General features: G+C 43.0%; 12 protein-coding genes, 3 rRNA genes and 1 other annotated feature. Of the genes, 14 read left to right on the forward strand and 1 reads right to left on the reverse strand.

The features are described from left to right. The 11 genes from dnaA (at window position 1) to BBI08_RS00055 (ending at window position 17,736) form a co-directional block, all read left to right on the forward strand. Window positions 1-1,344, forward strand: a complete 1,344-nt coding sequence (gene dnaA, locus BBI08_RS00005; RefSeq protein ID WP_008496260.1) for a chromosomal replication initiator protein DnaA — start codon at window positions 1-3, stop codon at window positions 1,342-1,344. A 173-nt stretch (window positions 1,345-1,517) separates the two neighbouring features. After that, entirely contained in the window at window positions 1,518-2,654 is a 1,137-nt protein-coding gene (gene dnaN / locus BBI08_RS00010; RefSeq protein WP_008496261.1) for a DNA polymerase III subunit beta, read from the forward strand. A gap of 107 nt (window positions 2,655-2,761) precedes the next feature. Further along, window positions 2,762-3,001, forward strand: a complete 240-nt coding sequence (gene yaaA / locus BBI08_RS00015; protein WP_008496262.1) for a S4 domain-containing protein YaaA — start codon at window positions 2,762-2,764, stop codon at window positions 2,999-3,001. Then, entirely contained in the window at window positions 2,991-4,103 is a 1,113-nt protein-coding gene (gene recF, locus BBI08_RS00020; protein ID WP_065528370.1) for a DNA replication/repair protein RecF, read from the forward strand. Before yaaA ends, recF begins: the two co-directional genes overlap by 11 nt. A gap of 80 nt (window positions 4,104-4,183) precedes the next feature. After that, the gene (gene gyrB / locus BBI08_RS00025) at window positions 4,184-6,112 is read left to right on the forward strand and encodes a DNA topoisomerase (ATP-hydrolyzing) subunit B (RefSeq protein ID WP_008496263.1); all 1,929 of its coding nucleotides are present in this window, start codon (window positions 4,184-4,186) and stop codon (window positions 6,110-6,112) included. A 30-nt stretch (window positions 6,113-6,142) separates the two neighbouring features. Continuing rightward, a complete protein-coding gene (gyrA, locus tag BBI08_RS00030) occupies window positions 6,143-8,710 on the forward strand; it encodes a DNA gyrase subunit A (RefSeq protein ID WP_008496264.1) in 2,568 nt (855 codons plus the stop codon). A 949-nt stretch (window positions 8,711-9,659) separates the two neighbouring features. Further along, window positions 9,660-11,210: ribosomal RNA gene (locus tag BBI08_RS00035) — 16S ribosomal RNA — on the forward strand. Window positions 11,211-11,417: 207 nt separating this feature from the next. Then, window positions 11,418-14,351 (forward strand): 23S ribosomal RNA (locus tag BBI08_RS00040). A gap of 76 nt (window positions 14,352-14,427) precedes the next feature. Next, window positions 14,428-14,543, forward strand: a 5S ribosomal RNA gene (gene rrf, locus BBI08_RS00045). Together the 16S, 23S and 5S rRNA genes form the textbook arrangement of a ribosomal RNA operon. A 261-nt stretch (window positions 14,544-14,804) precedes the next feature. Further along, window positions 14,805-16,268: an IMP dehydrogenase gene (guaB, locus tag BBI08_RS00050; RefSeq protein ID WP_008497665.1), complete on the forward strand. Its 1,464-nt coding sequence runs from the start codon at window positions 14,805-14,807 to the stop codon at window positions 16,266-16,268. A 109-nt stretch (window positions 16,269-16,377) separates the two neighbouring features. Beyond that, window positions 16,378-17,736, forward strand: coding sequence for a D-alanyl-D-alanine carboxypeptidase family protein (locus BBI08_RS00055; RefSeq protein ID WP_051041694.1), 1,359 nt, complete (start codon window positions 16,378-16,380; stop codon window positions 17,734-17,736). A gap of 38 nt (window positions 17,737-17,774) precedes the next feature. Here the strand turns inward: BBI08_RS00055 and pdxR are convergent, their stop codons facing one another. After that, window positions 17,775-19,169 carry a MocR-like pyridoxine biosynthesis transcription factor PdxR gene (gene pdxR / locus BBI08_RS00060; RefSeq protein WP_040850834.1) on the reverse strand — a complete coding sequence of 465 codons (1,395 nt, stop codon included), beginning with the start codon at window positions 19,167-19,169 and terminating at the stop codon, window positions 17,775-17,777. 104 nt (window positions 19,170-19,273) lie between these two features. Between pdxR and pdxS the strand changes: the two genes are divergently transcribed. The 3 genes from pdxS to serS all read left to right on the forward strand — a co-directional run bounded on the left by pdxS (window position 19,274) and on the right by serS (window position 22,329). Beyond that, entirely contained in the window at window positions 19,274-20,158 is an 885-nt protein-coding gene (gene pdxS, locus BBI08_RS00065) for a pyridoxal 5'-phosphate synthase lyase subunit PdxS (protein ID WP_008497663.1), read from the forward strand. 1 nt (window position 20,159) lies between these two features. Beyond that, window positions 20,160-20,774, forward strand: a complete 615-nt coding sequence (pdxT, locus tag BBI08_RS00070; RefSeq protein WP_008497662.1) for a pyridoxal 5'-phosphate synthase glutaminase subunit PdxT — start codon at window positions 20,160-20,162, stop codon at window positions 20,772-20,774. 11 nt (window positions 20,775-20,785) lie between these two features. Then, window positions 20,786-20,992 (forward strand) — a binding site (T-box leader). Window positions 20,993-21,054: 62 nt separating this feature from the next. Continuing rightward, complete coding sequence (gene serS, locus BBI08_RS00075; protein WP_008497660.1) at window positions 21,055-22,329, forward strand: serine--tRNA ligase; 1,275 nt, start codon at window positions 21,055-21,057, stop codon at window positions 22,327-22,329. Window positions 22,330-22,384 lie beyond the last annotated feature (55 nt).

Here is a 22,384-nt window from a genome sequence, read left to right on the forward strand (position 1 = left end):
TTGGAACACTTAGACGAATTATGGTCAAGTGTCTTAGCCCAAGTTGAAACCAAAATCTCCAAACCGAGTTTTGAAACGTGGTTAAAATCGACAAAGCTTTTATCCTACCAGGATGATACGGTCACTATTTCAGCGCCTAATTCTTTTGCGCGTGATTGGTTGGAAAATCATTACGTGCATTTGATCACCGGAATTTTATCAGATACTACCGGCGATGATATGATGATTAAATTTGTTGTGCCTAAAGATCAGGATATGGATGATTTTCAACTTCCTGCGCCTCGCGTTAAACCGGGACAAGACCAACAGCACGAGTTTTTACCTGGCATGCTGAATCCAAAATACACTTTTGATACATTTGTAATTGGTTCAGGAAACCGTTTCGCCCACGCCGCCTCTTTGGCTGTGGCCGAAGCGCCAGCAAAAGCTTATAACCCGCTGTTTATCTATGGGGGAGTAGGACTTGGCAAGACACATTTAATGCATGCAATAGGACATTATGTCCTCGAACACAATCCAAACGCGAAAGTCGTTTATTTATCTTCGGAAAAATTTACGAACGAATTTATCAATTCAATTCGCGACAATAAAACAGGTGAATTCCGTGACAAGTATAGAAGTGTCGACATTCTTTTAATTGATGACATTCAATTTTTAGCGGGCAAAGAGCAAACACAGGAAGAGTTTTTCCATACGTTTAACACGCTGCACGAAGAATCCAAGCAAATCATCATTTCAAGTGACCGGCCTCCAAAAGAGATTCCAACACTGGAAGATCGGCTCCGATCCCGCTTTGAATGGGGCTTAATCACAGATATTACGCCGCCAGATTTAGAAACAAGAATCGCTATTTTACGCAAGAAAGCAAAAGCGGATGGACTTGATATTCCGAATGATGTGATGACGTATATTGCAAATTCGATTGACTCAAATATTCGTGAACTTGAAGGCGCGTTAATCCGTGTTGTTGCGTATTCTTCTTTGATCAACCGTGATATGAGCGCAGAACTTGCTTCAGAAGCGTTAAAAGACATTATGCCTAACTCAAAACCAAAAGTTATTACAATTTTGGACATTCAAAATGCTGTTGGTGAGCAATTCAACGTTAAATTAGAAGATTTTAAAACAAAACGCCGCACGAAAGATATTGCTTATCCACGCCAAGTCGCTATGTACTTGTCACGTGAGATGACGGATTTCTCGCTGCCTAAAATAGGCGAAGAATTTGGTGGACGTGACCATACGACGGTTATTCACGCCCACGATAAAATTTCTAAAATGTTAATGGATAATCAGCAGCTTCAACAAGACGTCAAGGACATCAAAAGTGCGCTTGGCAAGTAAAAACACTTGTGGATAAACCCATAAATCATCAAGCAGTTTATGCACAGGCTGTCTACATGTGGATAAACTGCTTTTGTTGACTTTTTTGGGCTTATCCACATATTCACAGGCCCTACTACTACTATTACTTTAAAAGCCCTTAAATAAAATATATATATAAGCGAGGTTCGAGAATGAAATTCGAGATAAAACGTGAGCGATTAGTTGAAGGATTAAACGATGTAATGAAAGCAGTAAGTTCAAAAACAACCATTCCAATTTTAACGGGTATTAAAATGGATGTTTCTTCAGAAGGAATGAGATTAACAGGAAGTGATTCAGATATCACAATCCAAACGTTTATTCCTGCAGAAGAAGATGGCGAACAAATCATCCAAGTTACTAATGGAGGAAGTATTGTTCTTCAAGCAAAAGTTTTCGGAGAAATTATTCGTAAATTACCGACAAACGAAGTTGAAATTGAAATTACAGGAAATTTCCAAACACATATCCGTTCAGGAAAGTCAGAATTCCATTTGATCGGCTTGGACGCAATGGATTATCCACAATTGCCTGATATTCAAGACGATCGTTTGTTTACCATTCCAGCAGATCTATTAAAAACGATTAACCGTGAAACGGTGTTTGCTGTTTCGAGTTCAGAGACACGTCCTGTATTAACAGGCGTTCATTGGGAAGTTAAAGATGGAGAGCTAGTTTGTGTAGCAACAGATAGTCACCGTTTAGCTCGTCGTAAAACAAAACTCGAAACATTGCCAGAAGGAGAGTACAGTGTTGTTATTCCAGGGAAAAGCTTAACTGAGCTCAACAAAATCCTTGATGACACTTCTGAAGCGGTTGAAATTGTGATGACCAACCAACAAGTATTGTTCAAATCAAAACACATTCTTTTCTTTTCTCGTCTATTAGAAGGCAACTACCCAGATACAAGTCGTTTAATTCCTGCAGAATACAAAACGACAGTAACTGTAAACGGACGTTCACTTCTACAAGCCATTGATCGTGCATCTCTATTAGCTAGAGAAGAACGCAATAATGTGGTGCGCTTTTCTGCAAAAGAGGGCAGTGATGTTGAAGTTTCTTCTAATTCACCTGAAGTCGGTAAAGTAGAAGAACAATTACAAGCTCAAAGTATTGAAGGAGAAGAACTTAAAATCTCATTTAGTGCTAAATTTATGATGGATGCCCTTAAAGCCATCGATGGACAAGATGTGGTAATTCAATTTACTGGAGCAATGCGTCCATTCATTTTGAAATCAGCATTAGATGACTCAATTTTGCAGCTGATTCTTCCTGTCCGAACATATTAAAAATAAAACAAACCCTCAGGATAGCCTATATGGCTATCCTTTTTTACTTTTAAGCTAAAATAGGGTAAAATAGAGGGATAGACTATGAATCGAAGGATGAGTGCATTTTGAGAGAAATCGGGATTGAGACGGAATATATAACATTAGGACAATTGTTAAAAATGACGGATACAATAAGTTCAGGCGGAATGGCAAAATGGTTTTTAGGTGAACACGAAGTTTTTGTGAACGGGGAAGCCGAAAATCGCAGAGGACGCAAGTTGCGTGCAAATGATCTTGTAAATATTCCAGGGTTTGGAGATTTTCGTATCGTGACGGCTGAAGGCATGAGCTTCGATGCGGATTGACCGCCTTGAGCTTGTCAATTATCGAAACTACGAATCATTAGAACTGGAATTTTCTCCAGAGATTAATGTGTTCATAGGGGAAAATGCGCAAGGCAAAACCAATATCATGGAATCTCTTTATGTTTTGTCCATGGCAAAATCGCATCGCACTTCTAATGACAAGGAATTGATACGCTGGGATGCGGATTATGGTAAAATTAAAGCTGATGTTTTCCGCAAATACGGAAAATTGCCACTTGAAATCACCTTGTCAAAAAAAGGGAAGAAAGCGAAAGTCAATCATTTAGAACAACGCAGACTGAGTGATTATATTGGCCAATTAAATGTTGTCATGTTTGCTCCTGAGGATCTTCATCTTGTAAAAGGAAGTCCACAAGTGCGCAGACGTTTTATCGACATGGAAATTGGACAGATCTCTCCGGTTTATTTACATGATTTAGTAAATTATCAAAAACTCCTCAAACAAAGAAATCATATATTGAAGCAACATTATGGAAAACAAACCATTAATGACGTCATGTTCGATGTTTATACAGATCAATTTATCGAAGCGGCTGTCAAAATTATCCGCAAGCGGTATCAGTTTATGGAGCTTTTGCAAAAATGGGCTGAACCGATTCATCACGGCATATCTCGGGGGCTCGAACAACTTCAAATCCGCTATCAACCGATTAGCGGTTTAAAGCCTGAATGGACGCCTGAAGAAATGGCGTCTTTTTTAGAGCAGAAACTGATCGAAGTACGCAAACGAGAGATTGAACGTGGTGTGACACTTGTCGGTCCACATCGCGATGAACTGCAATTTTTTGTAAATGGTTATGATGTTCAAACTTACGGTTCACAAGGACAGCAGCGCACCACTGCTTTATCGTTAAAATTAGCTGAAATTGAGCTGATCAAACAAGAAGTTGGCGAGGCCCCTGTGCTGTTGCTTGATGATGTACTGTCTGAACTAGATGATTACCGACAATCCCATTTATTAAATACGATTAAAGGATCGGTCCAGACCTTTGTCACCACGACGAGTGTTGAAGGTATACAACATGAAACAATTCAAAACGCCCGTCTTTTCGAAGTTTCACATGGCACTGTTACAAAGTAAAAACACTTTAATATAGCAATATAACTTTGGTTTTGACTAGATAGGATTATGAAATGCGTAAGAAAGAGCAGGTGAATGGAATGGCTATGGAAGAAAAAGGTCTACAAGAAACATATGAAGCAAGTCAGATTCAAGTATTAGAAGGATTAGAAGCTGTTCGTAAAAGACCAGGTATGTATATAGGATCTACAGGTGCACGAGGGCTACACCATTTAGTTTGGGAAATCGTTGATAATAGTATCGATGAAGCGTTAGCTGGCCATTGTACAGAAATCCAAGTATCTATCGAAGCGGACAACTGGATTCGCGTAGAAGATAATGGACGCGGTATTCCTGTTGGTATGCAAAAGAAAATGGGCCGTCCCGCAGTAGAAGTTATTATGACGGTACTCCATGCAGGCGGTAAATTTGGCGGCGGTGGTTATAAAGTATCCGGCGGTCTTCACGGAGTAGGCGCTTCTGTAGTAAATGCTTTGTCTGAAACAACTGAAGTGTATGTGAATCGCGACGAAAAAAGACATTATATTAAATTTGAACGTGGAGCGGTAACTGAAGAACTGAAAGTGATTGGAGATTCAGATCACACAGGTACAACAATCCGTTTTAAAGCGGATTCTGAAATCTTCAAAGAAACTACCGTTTATGAATTTGATATTTTAGACCATCGTTTGCGTGAACTTGCTTACTTAAACCGTGGCTTGAGAATCGTTGTAAAAGACGAGCGCGAAGGCGAAGAGAAAGAAAAAATCTATCATTTTGTGGGCGGCATTAAGTCATATGTCGAACATTTAAATAAATCGAAAGATCCACTTCATGAAGAAGCTATTTTTGTTGAAGCTGAAAGAGATGGCATTACTGTTGAAGTTTCGATGCAATACAATGCAGGCTATGCTGCAAATATTTTCTCTTTTGCCAATAACATTAATACACATGAAGGTGGAACGCATGAATCTGGATTTAAAACGGCTTTAACACGCGTAGTCAATGATTATGGTCGTAAAAAGAGCATGCTAAAAGAACAAGATCTTAATTTGACCGGAGATGATGTGCGTGAAGGATTAACGGCCATTATTTCGATAAAACATCCAGATCCACAATTTGAAGGTCAAACAAAAACCAAATTGGGCAATACGGAAGTTAGTACGATCGTTAATAATTTGTTTTCAAACGGATTTGAACGATTCTTATTAGAGAATCCGGCCGTTTCGAAAAAAATTATTGAAAAAGGGATTATGGCTTCTCATGCACGAATGGCTGCTAAAAAAGCCCGTGAATTCACACGTCGTAAATCGGTGCTAGAAGTATCGAGTCTTCCAGGTAAGCTTGCCGATTGTTCATCGCGTGATCCGAAAATTAGTGAAATTTACATCGTTGAGGGTGACTCGGCTGGTGGATCAGCAAAATCAGGCCGTGATCGTCATTTCCAAGCGATTTTACCGTTGCGCGGAAAAATCTTGAACGTTGAAAAAGCTCGACTTGACCGCATTCTAACTAATGATGAAATTCGCAATATCATTACAGCATTAGGTACTGGAATCGGCGAAGAATTCAACCTTGAAAAAGCTCGTTATCATAAAATCGTTATTATGACAGATGCCGATGTCGATGGAGCGCACATTCGTACATTGTTATTAACATTCCTTTTCCGTTATATGCGTCCGTTGCTTGAAGCTGGTTATATTTATATTGCCCAGCCACCATTGTTCCAAATCAAACAAGGAAAACATATCGAATATGTTTACACAGATGACCAATTGAAAACAGCACTTGAAAGACTATCTCCAACACCAAAACCAAATATTCAGCGCTATAAAGGGTTAGGAGAAATGAATGCAACACAATTATGGGACACAACAATGGATCCAGATGTTCGTACATTGTTGCAAGTCACATTAAACGATGCGATGGTAGCAGACGAAACTTTCCATATTTTAATGGGTGACGATGTAGAACCACGCCGTAACTTTATCGAAGAAAATGCGAAATACGTGAAAAACTTAGACGTTTAAGTGATATAGAGTTGAGAGGAGGCTGCGGGTATGGCTGAACGGCCGAGCAGTGGTGTTGAAGAAATAAATATAAGTACGGAAATGCGAACTTCATTTTTAGATTATGCAATGAGTGTTATTGTGTCCCGTGCCTTACCGGATGTACGTGATGGATTAAAGCCAGTTCATCGCCGCATTCTTTATGCAATGCATGATTTAGGAATTACAGCAGAAAAAGGCTATAAAAAATCAGCGCGTATCGTTGGAGATGTTATTGGTAAATACCATCCTCACGGTGACTCAGCTGTTTATGAAACCATGGTTCGTATGGCGCAAGATTTTAGTTACCGTTATATGCTTGTTGATGGACACGGAAACTTCGGGTCAGTTGATGGAGATTCCGCCGCAGCAATGCGTTATACAGAATCCAAAATGTCGAAGATTTCGATGGAATTATTACGTGATTTAAATAAAAATACCGTAGATTATCGCGATAACTATGATGGCCAAGAAAAAGAACCCATTGTGTTACCAAGTCGATTCCCGAACCTTTTAGTAAATGGTACTTCAGGGATTGCTGTTGGTATGGCTACGAATATTCCACCACACCATTTAGGCGAAACAATTGATGCTGTTTTGGCACTCGCTGATAATCCAGCAATCACAACTGAAGAGCTAATGGAACATATTGAAGGACCTGATTTCCCGACTGGCGGTATTATCCTTGGCCGTAGTGGGATTCGTCGCGCTTATGAAACGGGTAAAGGTTCTGTTTTAATTCGTTCAGTTGTAGATATTGAAACAAAACCAAATGGCAAAGAAGTCATTATCGTTAATGAAATTCCTTTCCAAGTCAATAAAGCTCGATTGATTGAAAAAATCGCAGAGTTGGTGCGTGACAAGAAAATCGACGGCATTACTGATTTACGAGATGAGTCTGACCGTAACGGCATGCGTATCGTCATCGAAGTTCGCCGAGATGCCAGTGCAAGTGTTCTTTTAAATAATTTATACAAACAAACGGCGATGCAAACGAGCTTTGGACTCAACATGCTGGCACTTGTAGACGGTCGACCAAAAGTACTTAGCTTAAAAGAAATTCTTTTCCATTACTTAGAGCACCAGAAAGTAGTTATTCGTCGTCGTACACAATTTGAATTGACGAAAGCAGAAGACCGCGCTCATATTTTGGAAGGCTTACGAATTGCATTAGATCATATTGATGCCATTATTGCGTTGATCCGTGGATCACAAACTGCAGAACAAGCGCGCAATGGCTTAATGACTGACTTCAATTTGACTGAACGCCAATCTCAAGCCATTTTAGATATGCGCTTGCAACGTTTAACTGGGTTGGAAAGAGACAAAATCGAAGAAGAGTATTTAGCATTAGTGAAATTAATCGAAGAATTGAGATATATTCTTGCGAATGATTACCGCATTCTTGAAATTATTAAAGAAGAAATGCTTGAAATTAAAGAACGTTTTAGCGATAAGCGTAGAACTGAAATTACGACTGGTGGAGCGGAAATGTTTGAAGATGAAGATTTGATCCCAGTGGAAGCAACTGTATTAACACTGACTCATAACGGTTATATCAAACGTTTGCCAGCGAATACTTACCGTAGTCAAAAACGTGGTGGCCGTGGCGTACAAGGAATGGGTACAAACGAAGACGATTTCGTTGAACATTTACTGTATACGTCTACTCACGACACGATTCTGTTCTTTACAAACAAAGGGAAAGTTTATCGTAAAAAAGGATACCAGATTCCTGAATACGGCCGGACTGCCAAAGGCTTACCATTGGTTAACCTTTTAGAAATTAGTAAAGAAGAGAAAGTTACAGCTGTAATCCGTGTGAAAGAATTTAAAGAAGACTCATTCTTCTTCTTTACGACACGTGAAGGTCTCAGCAAACGGACACCAGTAACGAATTATGCCAACATCCGTCAAAATGGTTTGATTGCGATCAGTCTTCGTGAAGAAGATGAGCTCATTTCGGTTAAACTAACAGACGGTACTAAAGAAATGGTCATCGGAACTAAAGATGGTGCGTTAATCCGCTTCCCAGAAACCGATATTCGCAGCATGGGTCGAACAGCTAGTGGAGTTCGAGGCATTCGTCTTCGTGAAGGCGATGCAGTAGTCGGCATGGAGATATTGGATCCTAACGACAATGTATTGGTTATTACGGAGAAAGGATATGGTAAACAGACAAAAGAATCTGAGTACCGTGTTCAATCTCGTGGTGGTATGGGAATCAAGACGTGTCAGATTACAGATAAAAACGGACCACTTGTTGCGGTTCGAACTGTTAATGGCTCAGAAGATATCATGCTTATAACAGTTAACGGTATTTTGATTCGTATGGACGTTAATGATATTTCAACTACAGGCAGAAGCACGCAAGGCGTCCGTTTAATTCGATTAGGCGACGAAGAAATAGTAGCGACTGTAGCAAAAGTCAAAAAAGATATCGACGTTCCTGAAGAATTAGAAGAAGGCGACGAAGAGAGTACAGAAACAACTAGCAACGAAAACGCTGAAGCAAATGAACTTGTTACAGATGATCAAGTTAGTTCTATAGAAGAAACTCCGGAAGAAGACGGAGAATAAGCTGAAGCCCCTTGATTTAGATCAAGGGGCTTTTGTTATGGAGAAATTTATTACGAGTTGCCCGGTTTGTTATATCTAGCAGAGAAGATTAGTTAGAATTTTTATAAACTGAAGTTCCTAGCAGCAGTTTCACTAACAGGTGATTCATATTTTGAAACTAGCGATTATGTTCGGAAGAAACTTGTAGAGCAGTGACAAAGCAAGAGCTTCGAATTTTTTACTTCGATAAAAATTTCAGGCAGTGCTAACCTCATAGGCTGATAGAACATCACTTCTTCTAAAAATGTAGGTGCGAATTCGAAAGAGTTATTTATGTAGAGAGGTTTTAGCTTATCTAGTTGATGAAGTCAGAAGGATAGTGATAGAAGAACAATTTTGAAATCGGAGTTAGAGGATTAGAACAATGATACAGATTTTGCTAAATCATTTACAAAGCATCTACTACAGAAACACTCTGCTTTTAAGTTGATTATTGAATTAGTTAGGTTGATATTTTTAAGTAGGCTTATTGATAAGTAATTTCCGATAATAAATTAAACTTATTGTATGCTGTGTTTTAGAAAGCACTATGAAATAAATAGAGTAGAGAAAGTAAGTGGTATCAAGGCTTCGAGTTACATACGAGAGTTAATTATCTCTATTTAATTTAGAATATAAAAATAGGAATCTTTATTTTGAAATAAGCTTATTTAATAAAACTACAGATTTCTTTTCAAAAAGTGTTGACTCTAATATACCAGCATGGTATATTAGTTGAGTCGCCAATGAGCGCGGCAAACAAATTGAAATAACTTGAACCTTGAAAACTGAACAGCAAAACGTCAACAAAACGCAACGGTCGCGCAAAACGGCCCGCGCAAAACTTACTGATCAACGCAAGTAGATCAAAGCGAATCGTGCGTCTTCGGACGGCGATACGCCAGCAGTATTGAGCAATCAACACTACTCTATAATGGAGAGTTTGATCCTGGCTCAGGACGAACGCTGGCGGCGTGCCTAATACATGCAAGTCGAGCGGAACCAGAGGAGCTTGCTCCTTCTGGTTTAGCGGCGGACGGGTGAGTAACACGTGGGCAACCTGCCCTGCAGATCGGGATAACTCCGGGAAACCGGTGCTAATACCGAATAGTTTGCGGCCTCTCCTGAGGCTGCACGGAAAGACGGTTTCGGCTGTCACTGCAGGATGGGCCCGCGGCGCATTAGCTAGTTGGTGGGGTAATGGCCTACCAAGGCGACGATGCGTAGCCGACCTGAGAGGGTGATCGGCCACACTGGGACTGAGACACGGCCCAGACTCCTACGGGAGGCAGCAGTAGGGAATCTTCCGCAATGGACGAAAGTCTGACGGAGCAACGCCGCGTGAGTGACGAAGGTTTTCGGATCGTAAAACTCTGTTGTGAGGGAAGAACAAGTACCAACTAACTACTGGTACCTTGACGGTACCTCACCAGAAAGCCACGGCTAACTACGTGCCAGCAGCCGCGGTAATACGTAGGTGGCAAGCGTTGTCCGGAATTATTGGGCGTAAAGCGCGCGCAGGCGGTTCTTTAAGTCTGATGTGAAAGCCCACGGCTCAACCGTGGAGGGTCATTGGAAACTGGAGAACTTGAGTGCAGAAGAGGAAAGTGGAATTCCATGTGTAGCGGTGAAATGCGTAGAGATGTGGAGGAACACCAGTGGCGAAGGCGACTTTCTGGTCTGTAACTGACGCTGAGGCGCGAAAGCGTGGGGAGCAAACAGGATTAGATACCCTGGTAGTCCACGCCGTAAACGATGAGTGCTAAGTGTTAGGGGGTTTCCGCCCCTTAGTGCTGCAGCTAACGCATTAAGCACTCCGCCTGGGGAGTACGGCCGCAAGGCTGAAACTCAAAGGAATTGACGGGGGCCCGCACAAGCGGTGGAGCATGTGGTTTAATTCGAAGCAACGCGAAGAACCTTACCAGGTCTTGACATCCCACTGACCGGTGTAGAGATACACTTTTCCCTTCGGGGACAGTGGTGACAGGTGGTGCATGGTTGTCGTCAGCTCGTGTCGTGAGATGTTGGGTTAAGTCCCGCAACGAGCGCAACCCTTGATCTTAGTTGCCAGCATTCAGTTGGGCACTCTAAGGTGACTGCCGGTGACAAACCGGAGGAAGGTGGGGATGACGTCAAATCATCATGCCCCTTATGACCTGGGCTACACACGTGCTACAATGGACGGTACAAAGGGTTGCCAACCCGCGAGGGGGAGCCAATCCCATAAAACCGTTCTCAGTTCGGATTGTAGGCTGCAACTCGCCTGCATGAAGCCGGAATCGCTAGTAATCGTGGATCAGCATGCCACGGTGAATACGTTCCCGGGCCTTGTACACACCGCCCGTCACACCACGAGAGTTTGTAACACCCGAAGTCGGTGAGGTAACCCTTGTGGAGCCAGCCGCCGAAGGTGGGACGGATGATTGGGGTGAAGTCGTAACAAGGTAGCCGTATCGGAAGGTGCGGCTGGATCACCTCCTTTCTAAGGATAAATTCGGAACCGGGCGCCCTAGGCGCTCCGGGGTTGACGTTTTGCGTTCAGTTTTGAAGGTTCACCTTCAGGCGGCAACGCCTTTTTTTGTGACTTTCAAACTTGTTCTTTGAAAACTGGATAAAACGACATTGAAACAATATGCAAGAAATTCAAGTACGCGTGACAATTTTTGTCACAACTTTTTAATTAACCATTGGTTAAGTTAGAAAGGGCGCACGGTGGATGCCTTGGCACTAGGAGCCGAAGAAGGACGGCACTAACACCGATATGCTTCGGGGAGCTGTAAGTGAGCTGTGATCCGGAGATTTCCGAATGGGGGAACCCACTACTTTTAATCGAGTAGTATCCATGTGTGAATCTATAGCACATGAGAAGGCAGACCCAGGGAACTGAAACATCTAAGTACCTGGAGGAAGAGAAAGCAAATGCGATTCCCTGAGTAGCGGCGAGCGAAACGGGATCAGCCCAAACCAAGAGGCTTGCCTCTTGGGGTTGTAGGACACTCTATACGGAGTTACAAAAGGTAGGATTAGGCGAAGCGACCTGGAACGGTCCGCCGCAGCGGGTAACAGCCCCGTAGCCGAAAACCTTACCCCTCCAGAGTGGATCCTGAGTACGGCGGAACACGTGAAATTCCGTCGGAATCTGGGAGGACCATCTCCCAAGGCTAAATACTTCCTAGTGACCGATAGTGAACCAGTACCGTGAGGGAAAGGTGAAAAGCACCCCGGAAGGGGAGTGAAATAGATCCTGAAACCGTGTGCCTACAAGTAGTCAAAGCCCGTTAATGGGTGATGGCGTGCCTTTTGTAGAATGAACCGGCGAGTTACGATTACATGCAAGGTTAAGCTGAGAAGGCGGAGCCGCAGCGAAAGCGAGTCTGAATAGGGCGCCAGAGTATGTAGTTGTAGACCCGAAACCAGGTGATCTACCCATGTCCAGGGTGAAGGTAAGGTAACACTTACTGGAGGCCCGAACCCACGCACGTTGAAAAGTGCGGGGATGAGGTGTGGGTAGCGGAGAAATTCCAATCGAACCTGGAGATAGCTGGTTCTCTCCGAAATAGCTTTAGGGCTAGCCTCAAGATAGAGAATCCTGGAGGTAGAGCACTGTTTGGACTAGGGGCCCATCCCGGGTTACCGAATTCAGACAAACTCCGAATGCCAGTGATTTATGCTTGGGAGTCAGACTGCGAGTGATAAGATCCGTAGTCAAGAGGGAAACAGCCCAGACCACCAGCTAAGGTCCCCAAATATCCGTTAAGTGGAAAAGGATGTGGCGTTGCTTAGACAACCAGGATGTTGGCTTAGAAGCAGCCATCATTTAAAGAGTGCGTAATAGCTCACTGGTCGAGTGACACTGCGCCGAAAATGTACCGGGGCTAAACGGATTACCGAAGCTGTGGATGGATCTCGTAAGAGATCCGTGGTAGGAGAGCGTTCTAAGGGCGTTGAAGTCAGACCGGAAGGACTGGTGGAGCGCTTAGAAGTGAGAATGCCGGTATGAGTAACGAAAGACGGGTGAGAATCCCGTCCACCGAATGCCTAAGGTTTCCTGAGGAAGGCTCGTCCGCTCAGGGTTAGTCGGGACCTAAGTCGAGGCCGATAGGCGTAGACGATGGACAACAGGTTGATATTCCTGTACCACCTCCCCGCCGTTTGAGCAATGGGGGGACGCAGAAGGATAAGGAGAGCGTGCCGTTGGTTGTGCACGTCCAAGCAGTGAGGCGTGGAATGAGGCAAATCCCATTCCTGATACGTTGAGCTGTGATGGCAAGAGGGTTTACCCTTAGAGTCCCTGATTTCACACTGCCAAGAAAAGCCTCTAGCGAGGCGGGAGGTGCCCGTACCGCAAACCGACACAGGTAGGCGAGAAGAGAATTCTAAGGTGAGCGAGTGAACTCTCGTTAAGGAACTCGGCAAAATGACCCCGTAACTTCGGGAGAAGGGGTGCTCTGGTAGGGTGTATAGCCCGAGAGAGCCGCAGTGAATAGGCCCAGGCGACTGTTTAGCAAAAACACAGGTCTCTGCAAAACCGTAAGGTGACGTATAGGGGCTGACGCCTGCCCGGTGCTGGAAGGTTAAGAGGAGTGCTTAGCGCAAGCGAAGGTGCGAATTGAAGCCCCAGTAAACGGCGGCCGTAACTATAACGGTCCTAAGGTAGCGAAATTCCTTGTCGGGTAAGTTCCGACCCGCACGAAAGGCGTAACGATCTGGGCACTGTCTCAACGAGAGACTCGGTGAAATTATAGTACCTGTGAAGATGCAGGTTACCCGCGACAGGACGGAAAGACCCCGTGGAGCTTTACTGTAGCCTGATATTGAATTTTGGTGCAACTTGTACAGGATAGGTAGGAGCCTTAGATTCCGGAGCGCCAGCTTCGGAGGAGGCGTCAGTGGGATACTACCCTGGTTGTATTGAAATTCTAACCCACAAGCCTGATCGGCTTGGGAGACAGTGTCAGGCGGGCAGTTTGACTGGGGCGGTCGCCTCCTAAAGAGTAACGGAGGCGCCCAAAGGTTCCCTCAGAATGGTTGGAAATCATTCGAAGAGTGTAAAGGCAGAAGGGAGCTTGACTGCGAGACGTACATGTCGAGCAGGGTCGAAAGACGGGCTTAGTGATCCGGTGGTTCCGCATGGAAGGGCCATCGCTCAACGGATAAAAGCTACCCCGGGGATAACAGGCTTATCTCCCCCAAGAGTCCACATCGACGGGGAGGTTTGGCACCTCGATGTCGGCTCATCGCATCCTGGGGCTGTAGTCGGTCCCAAGGGTTGGGCTGTTCGCCCATTAAAGCGGTACGCGAGCTGGGTTCAGAACGTCGTGAGACAGTTCGGTCCCTATCCGTCGCGGGCGCAGGAAATTTGAGAGGAGCTGTCCTTAGTACGAGAGGACCGGGATGGACACACCGCTGGTGTACCAGTTGTTCTGCCAAGGGCATCGCTGGGTAGCTATGTGTGGCCGGGATAAGTGCTGAAAGCATCTAAGCACGAAGCCCCCCTCAAGATGAGATTTCCCATTGCGCAAGCAAGTAAGATCCCTCAAAGACGATGAGGTAGATAGGTTCGAGGTGGAAGCGTGGCGACATGTGCAGCTGACGAATACTAATCGATCGAGGACTTAACCAAAACAAAGTACGCGAAGCACTTGCACGTTCCAATGTCGTTTATCCAGTTTTGAGTGAACAAGCACTCAACTAAATAGTCCAGTGATGATGGCAAAGAGGCCACACCCGTTCCCATCCCGAACACGGCAGTTAAGCTCTTTTGCGCTGATGGTAGTTGGGGGTTTCCCCCTGTGAGAGTAAGACGTCGCTGGGCACTTAAAGAAAGTCGTTACCGATTCCGGTAACGGCTTTTTTTGTGTTTGAAATTATCAAACCCGAGCTAAAGTATGTAAGCAAGACAATATTAATATAATGAATTTATCTATAAAACCTTCCAATAGAAGAATTTGAAACATCCACCTTACTTTGATTAATTATTCTAAATTTTTTTTCTTTTGGTAGTTTCTTGACACACCATATGGACGCTGATAACCTTAACAATAATATTTAAAGGAAGCAGGAGGCGCGTTTATTTATGTGGGAGTCAAAATTTGTAAAAGAAGGCTTAACGTTCGATGATGTATTACTTGTACCAGCTCATTCGGAGGTATTACCAAAAGACATTGATTTGGCAGTTGAATTAACACCAACTCTTAAGTTGAAAATTCCAGTAATCAGTGCAGGGATGGATACGGTAACGGAAGCTAAAATGGCTATTGCTATGGCTCGTCAAGGTGGATTAGGGATTATTCATAAAAATATGAGTATTGAAGAACAAGCTGAACAGGTCGTGACTGTAAAGCGCTCAGAGAACGGTGTAATTACAGATCCTTTCTTTTTGACTCCTGAACATCAAGTTTATGATGCTGAGCATTTAATGGGGAAATATCGAATTTCTGGTGTTCCAATTGTAAACAATGAAGACGAGCTTAAACTTGTCGGAATTATTACGAACCGTGATTTGCGTTTTATTCAAGATTATTCGTTAAAAATCAATGATGTGATGACAAAAGAGAAGTTGGTTACAGCTCCTGTTGGAACAACATTGGAAGATGCTGAAAAAATACTTCAGCAGTACAAAATCGAAAAGTTGCCGATTGTTAGTAACAAAGGTGTTTTAAAAGGATTAATCACGATAAAAGATATTGAAAAAGTGATTGAGTTCCCGAACGCTGCAAAAGATCGTCATGGTCGTTTGCTAGTAGGTGCTGCTGTAGGTGTTACTTCAGATACAATGAAACGTGTTGAGCATCTAGTTAAAGCTTCAGTAGATGTTATTGTACTAGATACAGCTCATGGTCATTCAGAAGGCGTTTTAGGAATGGTTAGACAAATTCGTGCGACGTATCCGGAATTATCAATCATCGCTGGAAACGTAGCTACTGCTGAAGGCACAAAGGCATTGATTGAAGCCGGTGCAGATGTAGTTAAAGTAGGTATCGGACCTGGATCTATTTGTACAACTCGTGTCGTAGCAGGCGTTGGTGTTCCTCAAATTACTGCAGTTTATGACTGTGCAACAGAAGCTCGTAAACATGGCAAAGCAGTCATTGCTGATGGTGGGATCAAGTATTCTGGCGATATTATTAAAGCACTAGCCGCTGGCGGACATGTAGTTATGCTAGGTAGCTTGCTAGCTGGTACGACGGAAAGCCCTGGAGATACAGAAATTTTCCAAGGTCGTCGTTTTAAAACGTATCGTGGAATGGGGTCGATTGCTTCGATGGAAAAAGGTTCAAAAGACCGTTATTTCCAAGACGATGCAAAAAAACTAGTTCCTGAAGGTATTGAAGGCCGCATGCCATATAAAGGACCTCTATCGGATACGATTCACCAATTGTTAGGTGGTATTCGTGCAGGAATGGGCTATTGCGGAACAAAAGATTTACAGGTTTTACGTGAAGAAGCACAATTCATCCGTATGACTGGAGCTGGCTTACGTGAAAGTCATCCTCATGATGTACAAATCACAAAAGAATCTCCTAACTACTCAATTTAACGAACCAAACGCACTTGATTCATCATCTTAATTGATGGATCAGGTGCTTTTTTTATGTTTTTGTTTTTGAGTCTACTGAATGTGATAAAATAGCATGTGGAAACTTATAATGGAGGTATTTAAACACGTGAGAAATTTGATAAATAAAGGACTATTAATAGCGTTACTAGCTGTATTCATGATAACTACAATTACTCCCCAATTCGTGCACGCTGAGGAGTCGTTAACGATAATGGCAGAAGCTGCAATTTTAGTGGATGCTGAAAGTGGTAAAATTCTTTATGAAAAAAATGCTGAAAAGCCTCTAGGGGTTGCCAGTATGACGAAAATGATGACAGAGTATTTATTGTTCGAAGCGATTAAAGAAGGCAAGGTTACGTGGGATCAGGAATATCAAGTAACGGATTATACATATCGAATCTCTCAAGACATGCGCTTGAGCAATGTACCGTTTCGTGAAGATGGTTCTTATACGATTAAAGAAATGTATGAAGCAATGGCCATCTTCTCTGCCAATGCAGCAACAATCGGCATTGCTGAAACAATTGCCGGCACAGAAAGTAAATTTGTTCAGTTAATGAATGAAAAAGCAAAAGAAATGGGCTTAGCAGAAACAACTTTCGTCAATTCAACAGGCCTTAGCAATTCAAGTTTGATGGGTATGCATCCGGAAGGCACGAAAGAAACAGCTGAAAACATCATGCCGGCACGCTCAGTTGCCAAATTGACGAAAATTCTATTAGATGATTATCCAGAAGTACTAGAGACAACAAAAATTCCATTAAAAATGTTTCGTGAAGGAACGTCAGACGAAACTCGTATGGAAAACTGGAATTCGATGCTTCCAGGATTGATTTATGAATATGAAGGTGTCGATGGATTGAAGACGGGTAGCACGGACTTTGCAGGGTATTCGTTTGCAGGGACAGCGAAGCGTGATGATACACGTTTTATCGCAGTAGTGATGGGCGCAGTGGATAGCGAAGGTGCTGGGTCTTATAAAGCAAGATTTGATGCGACTCGTGTGTTATTCGATTACGGTTTTGATGAATTTACGAATGAAGAGCTTATTCCTGCAGGATATCAGTTTAAAGAACAAGGTACGCTAGAAGTTGACAAGGGCGTAGAAGAGAAAGTTGCTATTGCGGTGAAAGAGCCGGTAACGATGATGATTCGGACGGCTGAAAAAGAATTGTATCAACCGGAATTAGTGTTAGATGATTCAGTCGTTGAAAAGGGTAAGTTGGAAGCTGAAGTGGAAGAAGGTTTAGTGGTAGGGTCCATTCAGCTTACCAAAACTGAAGGATCGGAATATGGTTATTTAAGTGGCAACGAAAATAAACTCGAAGTTGCCACAACCGAGTCAGTAGAGCGTGCAGGTTGGGTATCTTTATCATTGCGTAGTGCAGGCGGATTTTTGTCTTCTCTATGGGATGATGCTGGCACTTTTGTAAAAGAGTTATTTTAATAGTTAAGCCGTTCATCTTTTCGGATGAGCGGCTTTTTTTACTGAATTCCCCAACAAGACATCAATTCAGTAATACCAGTGTGAATATCTTCTTCTGATAAGCCACCAAATCCAAGGACGATTTTTGGAAAGCCACTGTCTTTTTTGTGGACGTCGTAGGAATGTAAGCCAGTGATGCGAATCCCTACTTGTTTAGCACGCTGTACCAACTCGTTTTCGCTCAATGTGGTTTGAATAGTCAAGACGATATGCATACCTGCTTGTTCGCCGGAAACCGTCACTGCTGGAGCAAAAGGAGCGAGAGATAAACTAAGGCGTTTTATTTTCTTTTGATACAATTTACGCATACGATTCAAGTGACGTGCGAAATGACCATCTTTCATAAACTTGGCGACCATGTGTTGATCATGTCTTGGAACGGAAGAAGAGTAATGCCTAAAGGTTTGTTGGTACGCTGGCAACAATCGTTTAGGCAACACCATATAAGCAAGACGCAAAGAAGGCATTAACGATTTGGAAAAGGTACTAATGTAGATAACGCGGTCACTTAAATCCATACTTTGAAGAGCTGGAATAGGCTGACTGGTATAGCGAAATTCACTGTCATAATCATCTTCAATAATATATCGCTCCGGTTTCGCTGCAGCCCAGTTGAGTAGTTGAGCACGTTTTGTGGCACTCAATACAGATCCAGAAGGAAATTGATGTGAAGGAGTTACATAGGCTACATCTACGACAGAGGCTTCTAGTTGGCTAATATTCAAGCCATCTTGTTCTAGGTCAATAGGGATTGCTTGGCGATCGTGATGATTGAAAATGCTATGTGTCAGGGCATAACCAGGATTTTCATAGCCATAGACTAGCTTTTTATCAAGTAAACGAATCAACATAGGTAATAATTGTTCTGTTCCTGAACCAATGACGATTTGATCTGCCTGACAAACAACACCGCGTGATTGATACAAATAACGGGCAATTTCTTGGCGTAAGACATCATCTCCTTGAGGATGTCCAGATAATAATAATTCATGGTTGGAATCATCTAAAATATCACGCGTCAATTTCCGCCAAGTTAAAAAGGGAAAAGAATGCGTATCGATGCTACCAGAGTTGAAATCTATTTTATAGGAAACAGGTTCTTCTATAATGGGTTCATCATGAGGCATATCCAAATAGGCGAGTTCTTCAACCGGTTGGGCATAAAACCCTTTGCGCGGTCGTGACTCAATAAACCCTTCCGCTACAAGTTGGGCGTAAGCAAGCTCTACAGTGGTTTGGCTAATTTGCAGGTAATCAGCTAATTTTCGTTTACTCGGCAATTTTGTATCGACGAGTATTTTGCCTTCAATAATGGCTTTTTTTATTTCACGATAAAGCTGCTTATATAAAGGGGTTTGTAATTGTTTTTGAAGTTGAAACATTAGCATATCCATATGAATTCCTCCAACTGACCTTATTGAAATGATTATAACTGAGTCTTTTTATATGGTCAATCTCTATTATACTGAATTTATCAACAAATAGGAGGAATTCACAAATGACTGAACAAGGAACAGATCGTGTAAAAAGAGGTATGGCCGAAATGCAAAAAGGTGGCGTGATCATGGATGTGGTCAACGCAGAACAAGCACGTATTGCTGAAGCAGCAGGAGCTACGGCTGTTATGGCACTTGAACGAGTACCGTCTGATATTCGTAGAGATGGCGGAGTAGCACGTATGGCAGACCCTCGCATCACAGAAGAAGTGATGAGAGCAGTATCAATTCCAGTGATGGCAAAAGCACGTATTGGTCATATTGTGGAGGCTCGTATTTTAGAAGCGATGGGTGTCGATTATATCGATGAAAGTGAAGTGCTGACGCCGGCCGATGAAGAATTTCATTTATTGAAAAACCAATACACCGTTCCTTTTGTTTGTGGGTGTCGGAATTTAGGTGAAGCTGCACGTCGAATTGGTGAAGGCGCTTCGATGCTACGGACAAAAGGCGAACCAGGTACAGGAAATATTGTAGAAGCAGTTCGTCATTTGCGACAAGTAAATGCAGAAATCCGAAAAGTAGTCGCGATGAGTGAAGATGAATTAATGACAGAAGCACGTAACTTAGGAGCTTCTTATGAATTTTTAAAAGAAGTCAAAAGTTTAGGGCGCTTGCCAGTAGTTAATTTTGCAGCTGGTGGGATTGCCACACCTGCAGATGCTGCGTTAATGATGGAATTAGGAGCAGACGGTGTGTTTGTTGGGTCGGGTATTTTCAAATCAGATAACCCTGAACGATTTGCACGTGCGATTGTGGAAGCGACGACACATTACCAAGATTACAAATTGATCGCTGAATTATCAAAAGACCTGGGCATTGCGATGAAAGGCATTGAAATTTCAACCATTGCTGCCGGCGACCGTATGCAAGAGCGAGGCTGGTAAGATGAAGCGAGTGGGAGTTCTTGCATTGCAAGGAGCTGTTCGTGAGCATATCAAATCGGTTCAAGCGTGCGGAGCGGAAGCGATTGCTGTTAAATGGCCGAAAGATCTTGAGAATTTGGATGGATTAATCTTACCTGGCGGGGAAAGCACAACGATGCGCCGTTTAATTGATCGTTACGGCTTGATGGAACCATTAAGAGAGTTTGCCCAAACAGGAAAACCGATGTTTGGTACATGTGCTGGGTTAATTTTGCTTGCTGAAACAGTCGTTGGTAGCAACGATGCGCATTTAGGTGTGATGGACGTTACAGTGGAACGAAATTCGTTTGGTCGGCAAGTGGATAGTTTTGAAGCACCGCTTACTATTGACGGCATTGATGGACCTTTTGAAGCGGTCTTTATCCGAGCGCCGCACATTGTCAGTGTCGGCGCAGGGATTGAAGTGTTATGCGTGCATAATGGCAAAATTGTTATGGCAAGAGATGGCCAATTTCTCGGTTGTTCGTTCCACCCTGAATTGACAGATGATCACCGCATCACCGCTTATTTTTTAAGCATGATTCAAGACAAGTCAGACCTTCTCTTGCCAAACCCATCAACTTATAGTAAAGTATGATTAATTTAAAAGACGAAACGTTGATGGGAATTAGTAAAATGACTGTTTTTCCAAAGAGAGCCGGTGGTTGGTGCGAACCGGTGAAAAACACATTTGAATCCACCCCGGAGTTGCATGGCGAAAAAAGCCATTGCCGGTTTTAATGCCGTTATGTGATGAAGAGGATTGGCTTTTGCCGATCAATCAGGGTGGCAACGCGGGTAGCTCTCGTCCCTTTACCAAGGGATGGGGGCTATTTTTGTTGTCTTTTTTTGTTATTAAAACTTGAGGAGGAAACGGTATGTTAGATATTCGTTTTGTACGTGCCAATTTTGAAGAAGTAAAAGCAAAGCTTGCGAAGCGTGGAGAAGATATTTCTGTGCTTGATGATTTTGAAGGGTTAGATGTAAAACGTCGCGAATTGATTGCGCAAACTGAAAAGTTAAAAGCAGAGCGTAACGAAGCGTCTCAAAATATTGCAGCGATGAAACGTGCAAAAGAAAATGCGGACGAAGCCATTACAAAAATGCGTGAAGTTGGCGATCAAATTAAAGTGATTGATGAAGAGTTAAAAGCTGTAGAAGAAAGCTTGAACTATATTATGATGCGTGTTCCAAACATTCCGCATGACAGCGTTCCGTTTGGCGATTCTGAAGATGATAATGAAGAAATCCGCATATGGGGAGACAAGCCTGCATTTGATTTCGACGTTAAGCCACACTGGGATTTGGGAACGGATTTAAACATCATTGATTTTGAACGCGCAGCGAAAGTAACAGGAAGCCGTTTTGTCTTTTACCGTGGACTTGGTGCTCGTTTAGAACGCGCATTGATCAATTTCATGATGGACCTTCACCAAGAAGAGCATGGTTATGAAGAAATGCTACCGCCTTATATGGTTAACCGTGAAAGCTTAACAGGCACTGGCCAATTGCCGAAGTTTGAAGAAGATGCGTTCTTGATCGAGAAAGAGGATTATTTCCTCATTCCGACTTCTGAAGTACCGGTAACAAACTTCTACCGTGATGAAATTTTAACGGCAGACATGTTGCCACAAGCCTTTGCTTCTTATAGCGCGAATTTCCGCTCTGAAGCGGGTTCTGCAGGACGTGACACACGCGGGTTAATCAGACAGCACCAATTCAATAAAGTTGAGCTAGTGCGCTTTGTAAAGCCAGAGGATTCTTATGATGAACTCGAGAAATTGACTGGACATGCGGAAAAAGTACTGCAGCTTTTAGGGTTGCCGTACCGCGTATTGAAGATGTGTACCGCCGATCTAGGCTTTACAGCTGCGAAGAAATACGATATTGAAGTATGGATTCCGAGCCAAGAAACATACCGTGAAATTTCTTCTTGCAGTAATTTTGAAGATTTTCAGGCAAGACGTGCAAATATTAAATTCCGTCGTGAAGCAACAGGCAAGCCCGAATTTGTTCACACCTTAAACGGCAGTGGACTAGCCATTGGTCGTACTGTAGCGGCTTTGCTTGAAAACTGCCAGCAACAAGACGGTTCAATCATTATTCCAGAAGTATTGCAGCCTTATATGGGTGGCAAAAAGACCATTGGATAATATTTCAAAAAAGCTCAAAAGCAATTGCTTTTGAGCTTTTTTATTGGGCAAAGTG

This window comes from Planococcus halocryophilus (assembly GCF_001687585.2).
Taxonomy (GTDB): Bacteria; Bacillota; Bacilli; order Bacillales_A; family Planococcaceae; genus Planococcus; species Planococcus halocryophilus.

Coding starts and splice junctions, on each gene's coding strand:
- pdxR (WP_040850834.1), bottom strand. CDS start 19,169: ATGGATATGCTAATGTTTCAACTTCAAAAACAATTACAAACCCCTTTA.
- dnaN (WP_008496261.1), top strand. CDS start 1,518: ATGAAATTCGAGATAAAACGTGAGCGATTAGTTGAAGGATTAAACGAT.
- gyrA (WP_008496264.1), top strand. CDS start 6,143: ATGGCTGAACGGCCGAGCAGTGGTGTTGAAGAAATAAATATAAGTACG.
- gyrB (WP_008496263.1), top strand. CDS start 4,184: ATGGCTATGGAAGAAAAAGGTCTACAAGAAACATATGAAGCAAGTCAG.
- pdxS (WP_008497663.1), top strand. CDS start 19,274: ATGACTGAACAAGGAACAGATCGTGTAAAAAGAGGTATGGCCGAAATG.
- serS (WP_008497660.1), top strand. CDS start 21,055: ATGTTAGATATTCGTTTTGTACGTGCCAATTTTGAAGAAGTAAAAGCA.
- pdxT (WP_008497662.1), top strand. CDS start 20,160: ATGAAGCGAGTGGGAGTTCTTGCATTGCAAGGAGCTGTTCGTGAGCAT.
- BBI08_RS00055 (WP_051041694.1), top strand. CDS start 16,378: ATGGAGGTATTTAAACACGTGAGAAATTTGATAAATAAAGGACTATTA.
- guaB (WP_008497665.1), top strand. CDS start 14,805: ATGTGGGAGTCAAAATTTGTAAAAGAAGGCTTAACGTTCGATGATGTA.
- recF (WP_065528370.1), top strand. CDS start 2,991: ATGCGGATTGACCGCCTTGAGCTTGTCAATTATCGAAACTACGAATCA.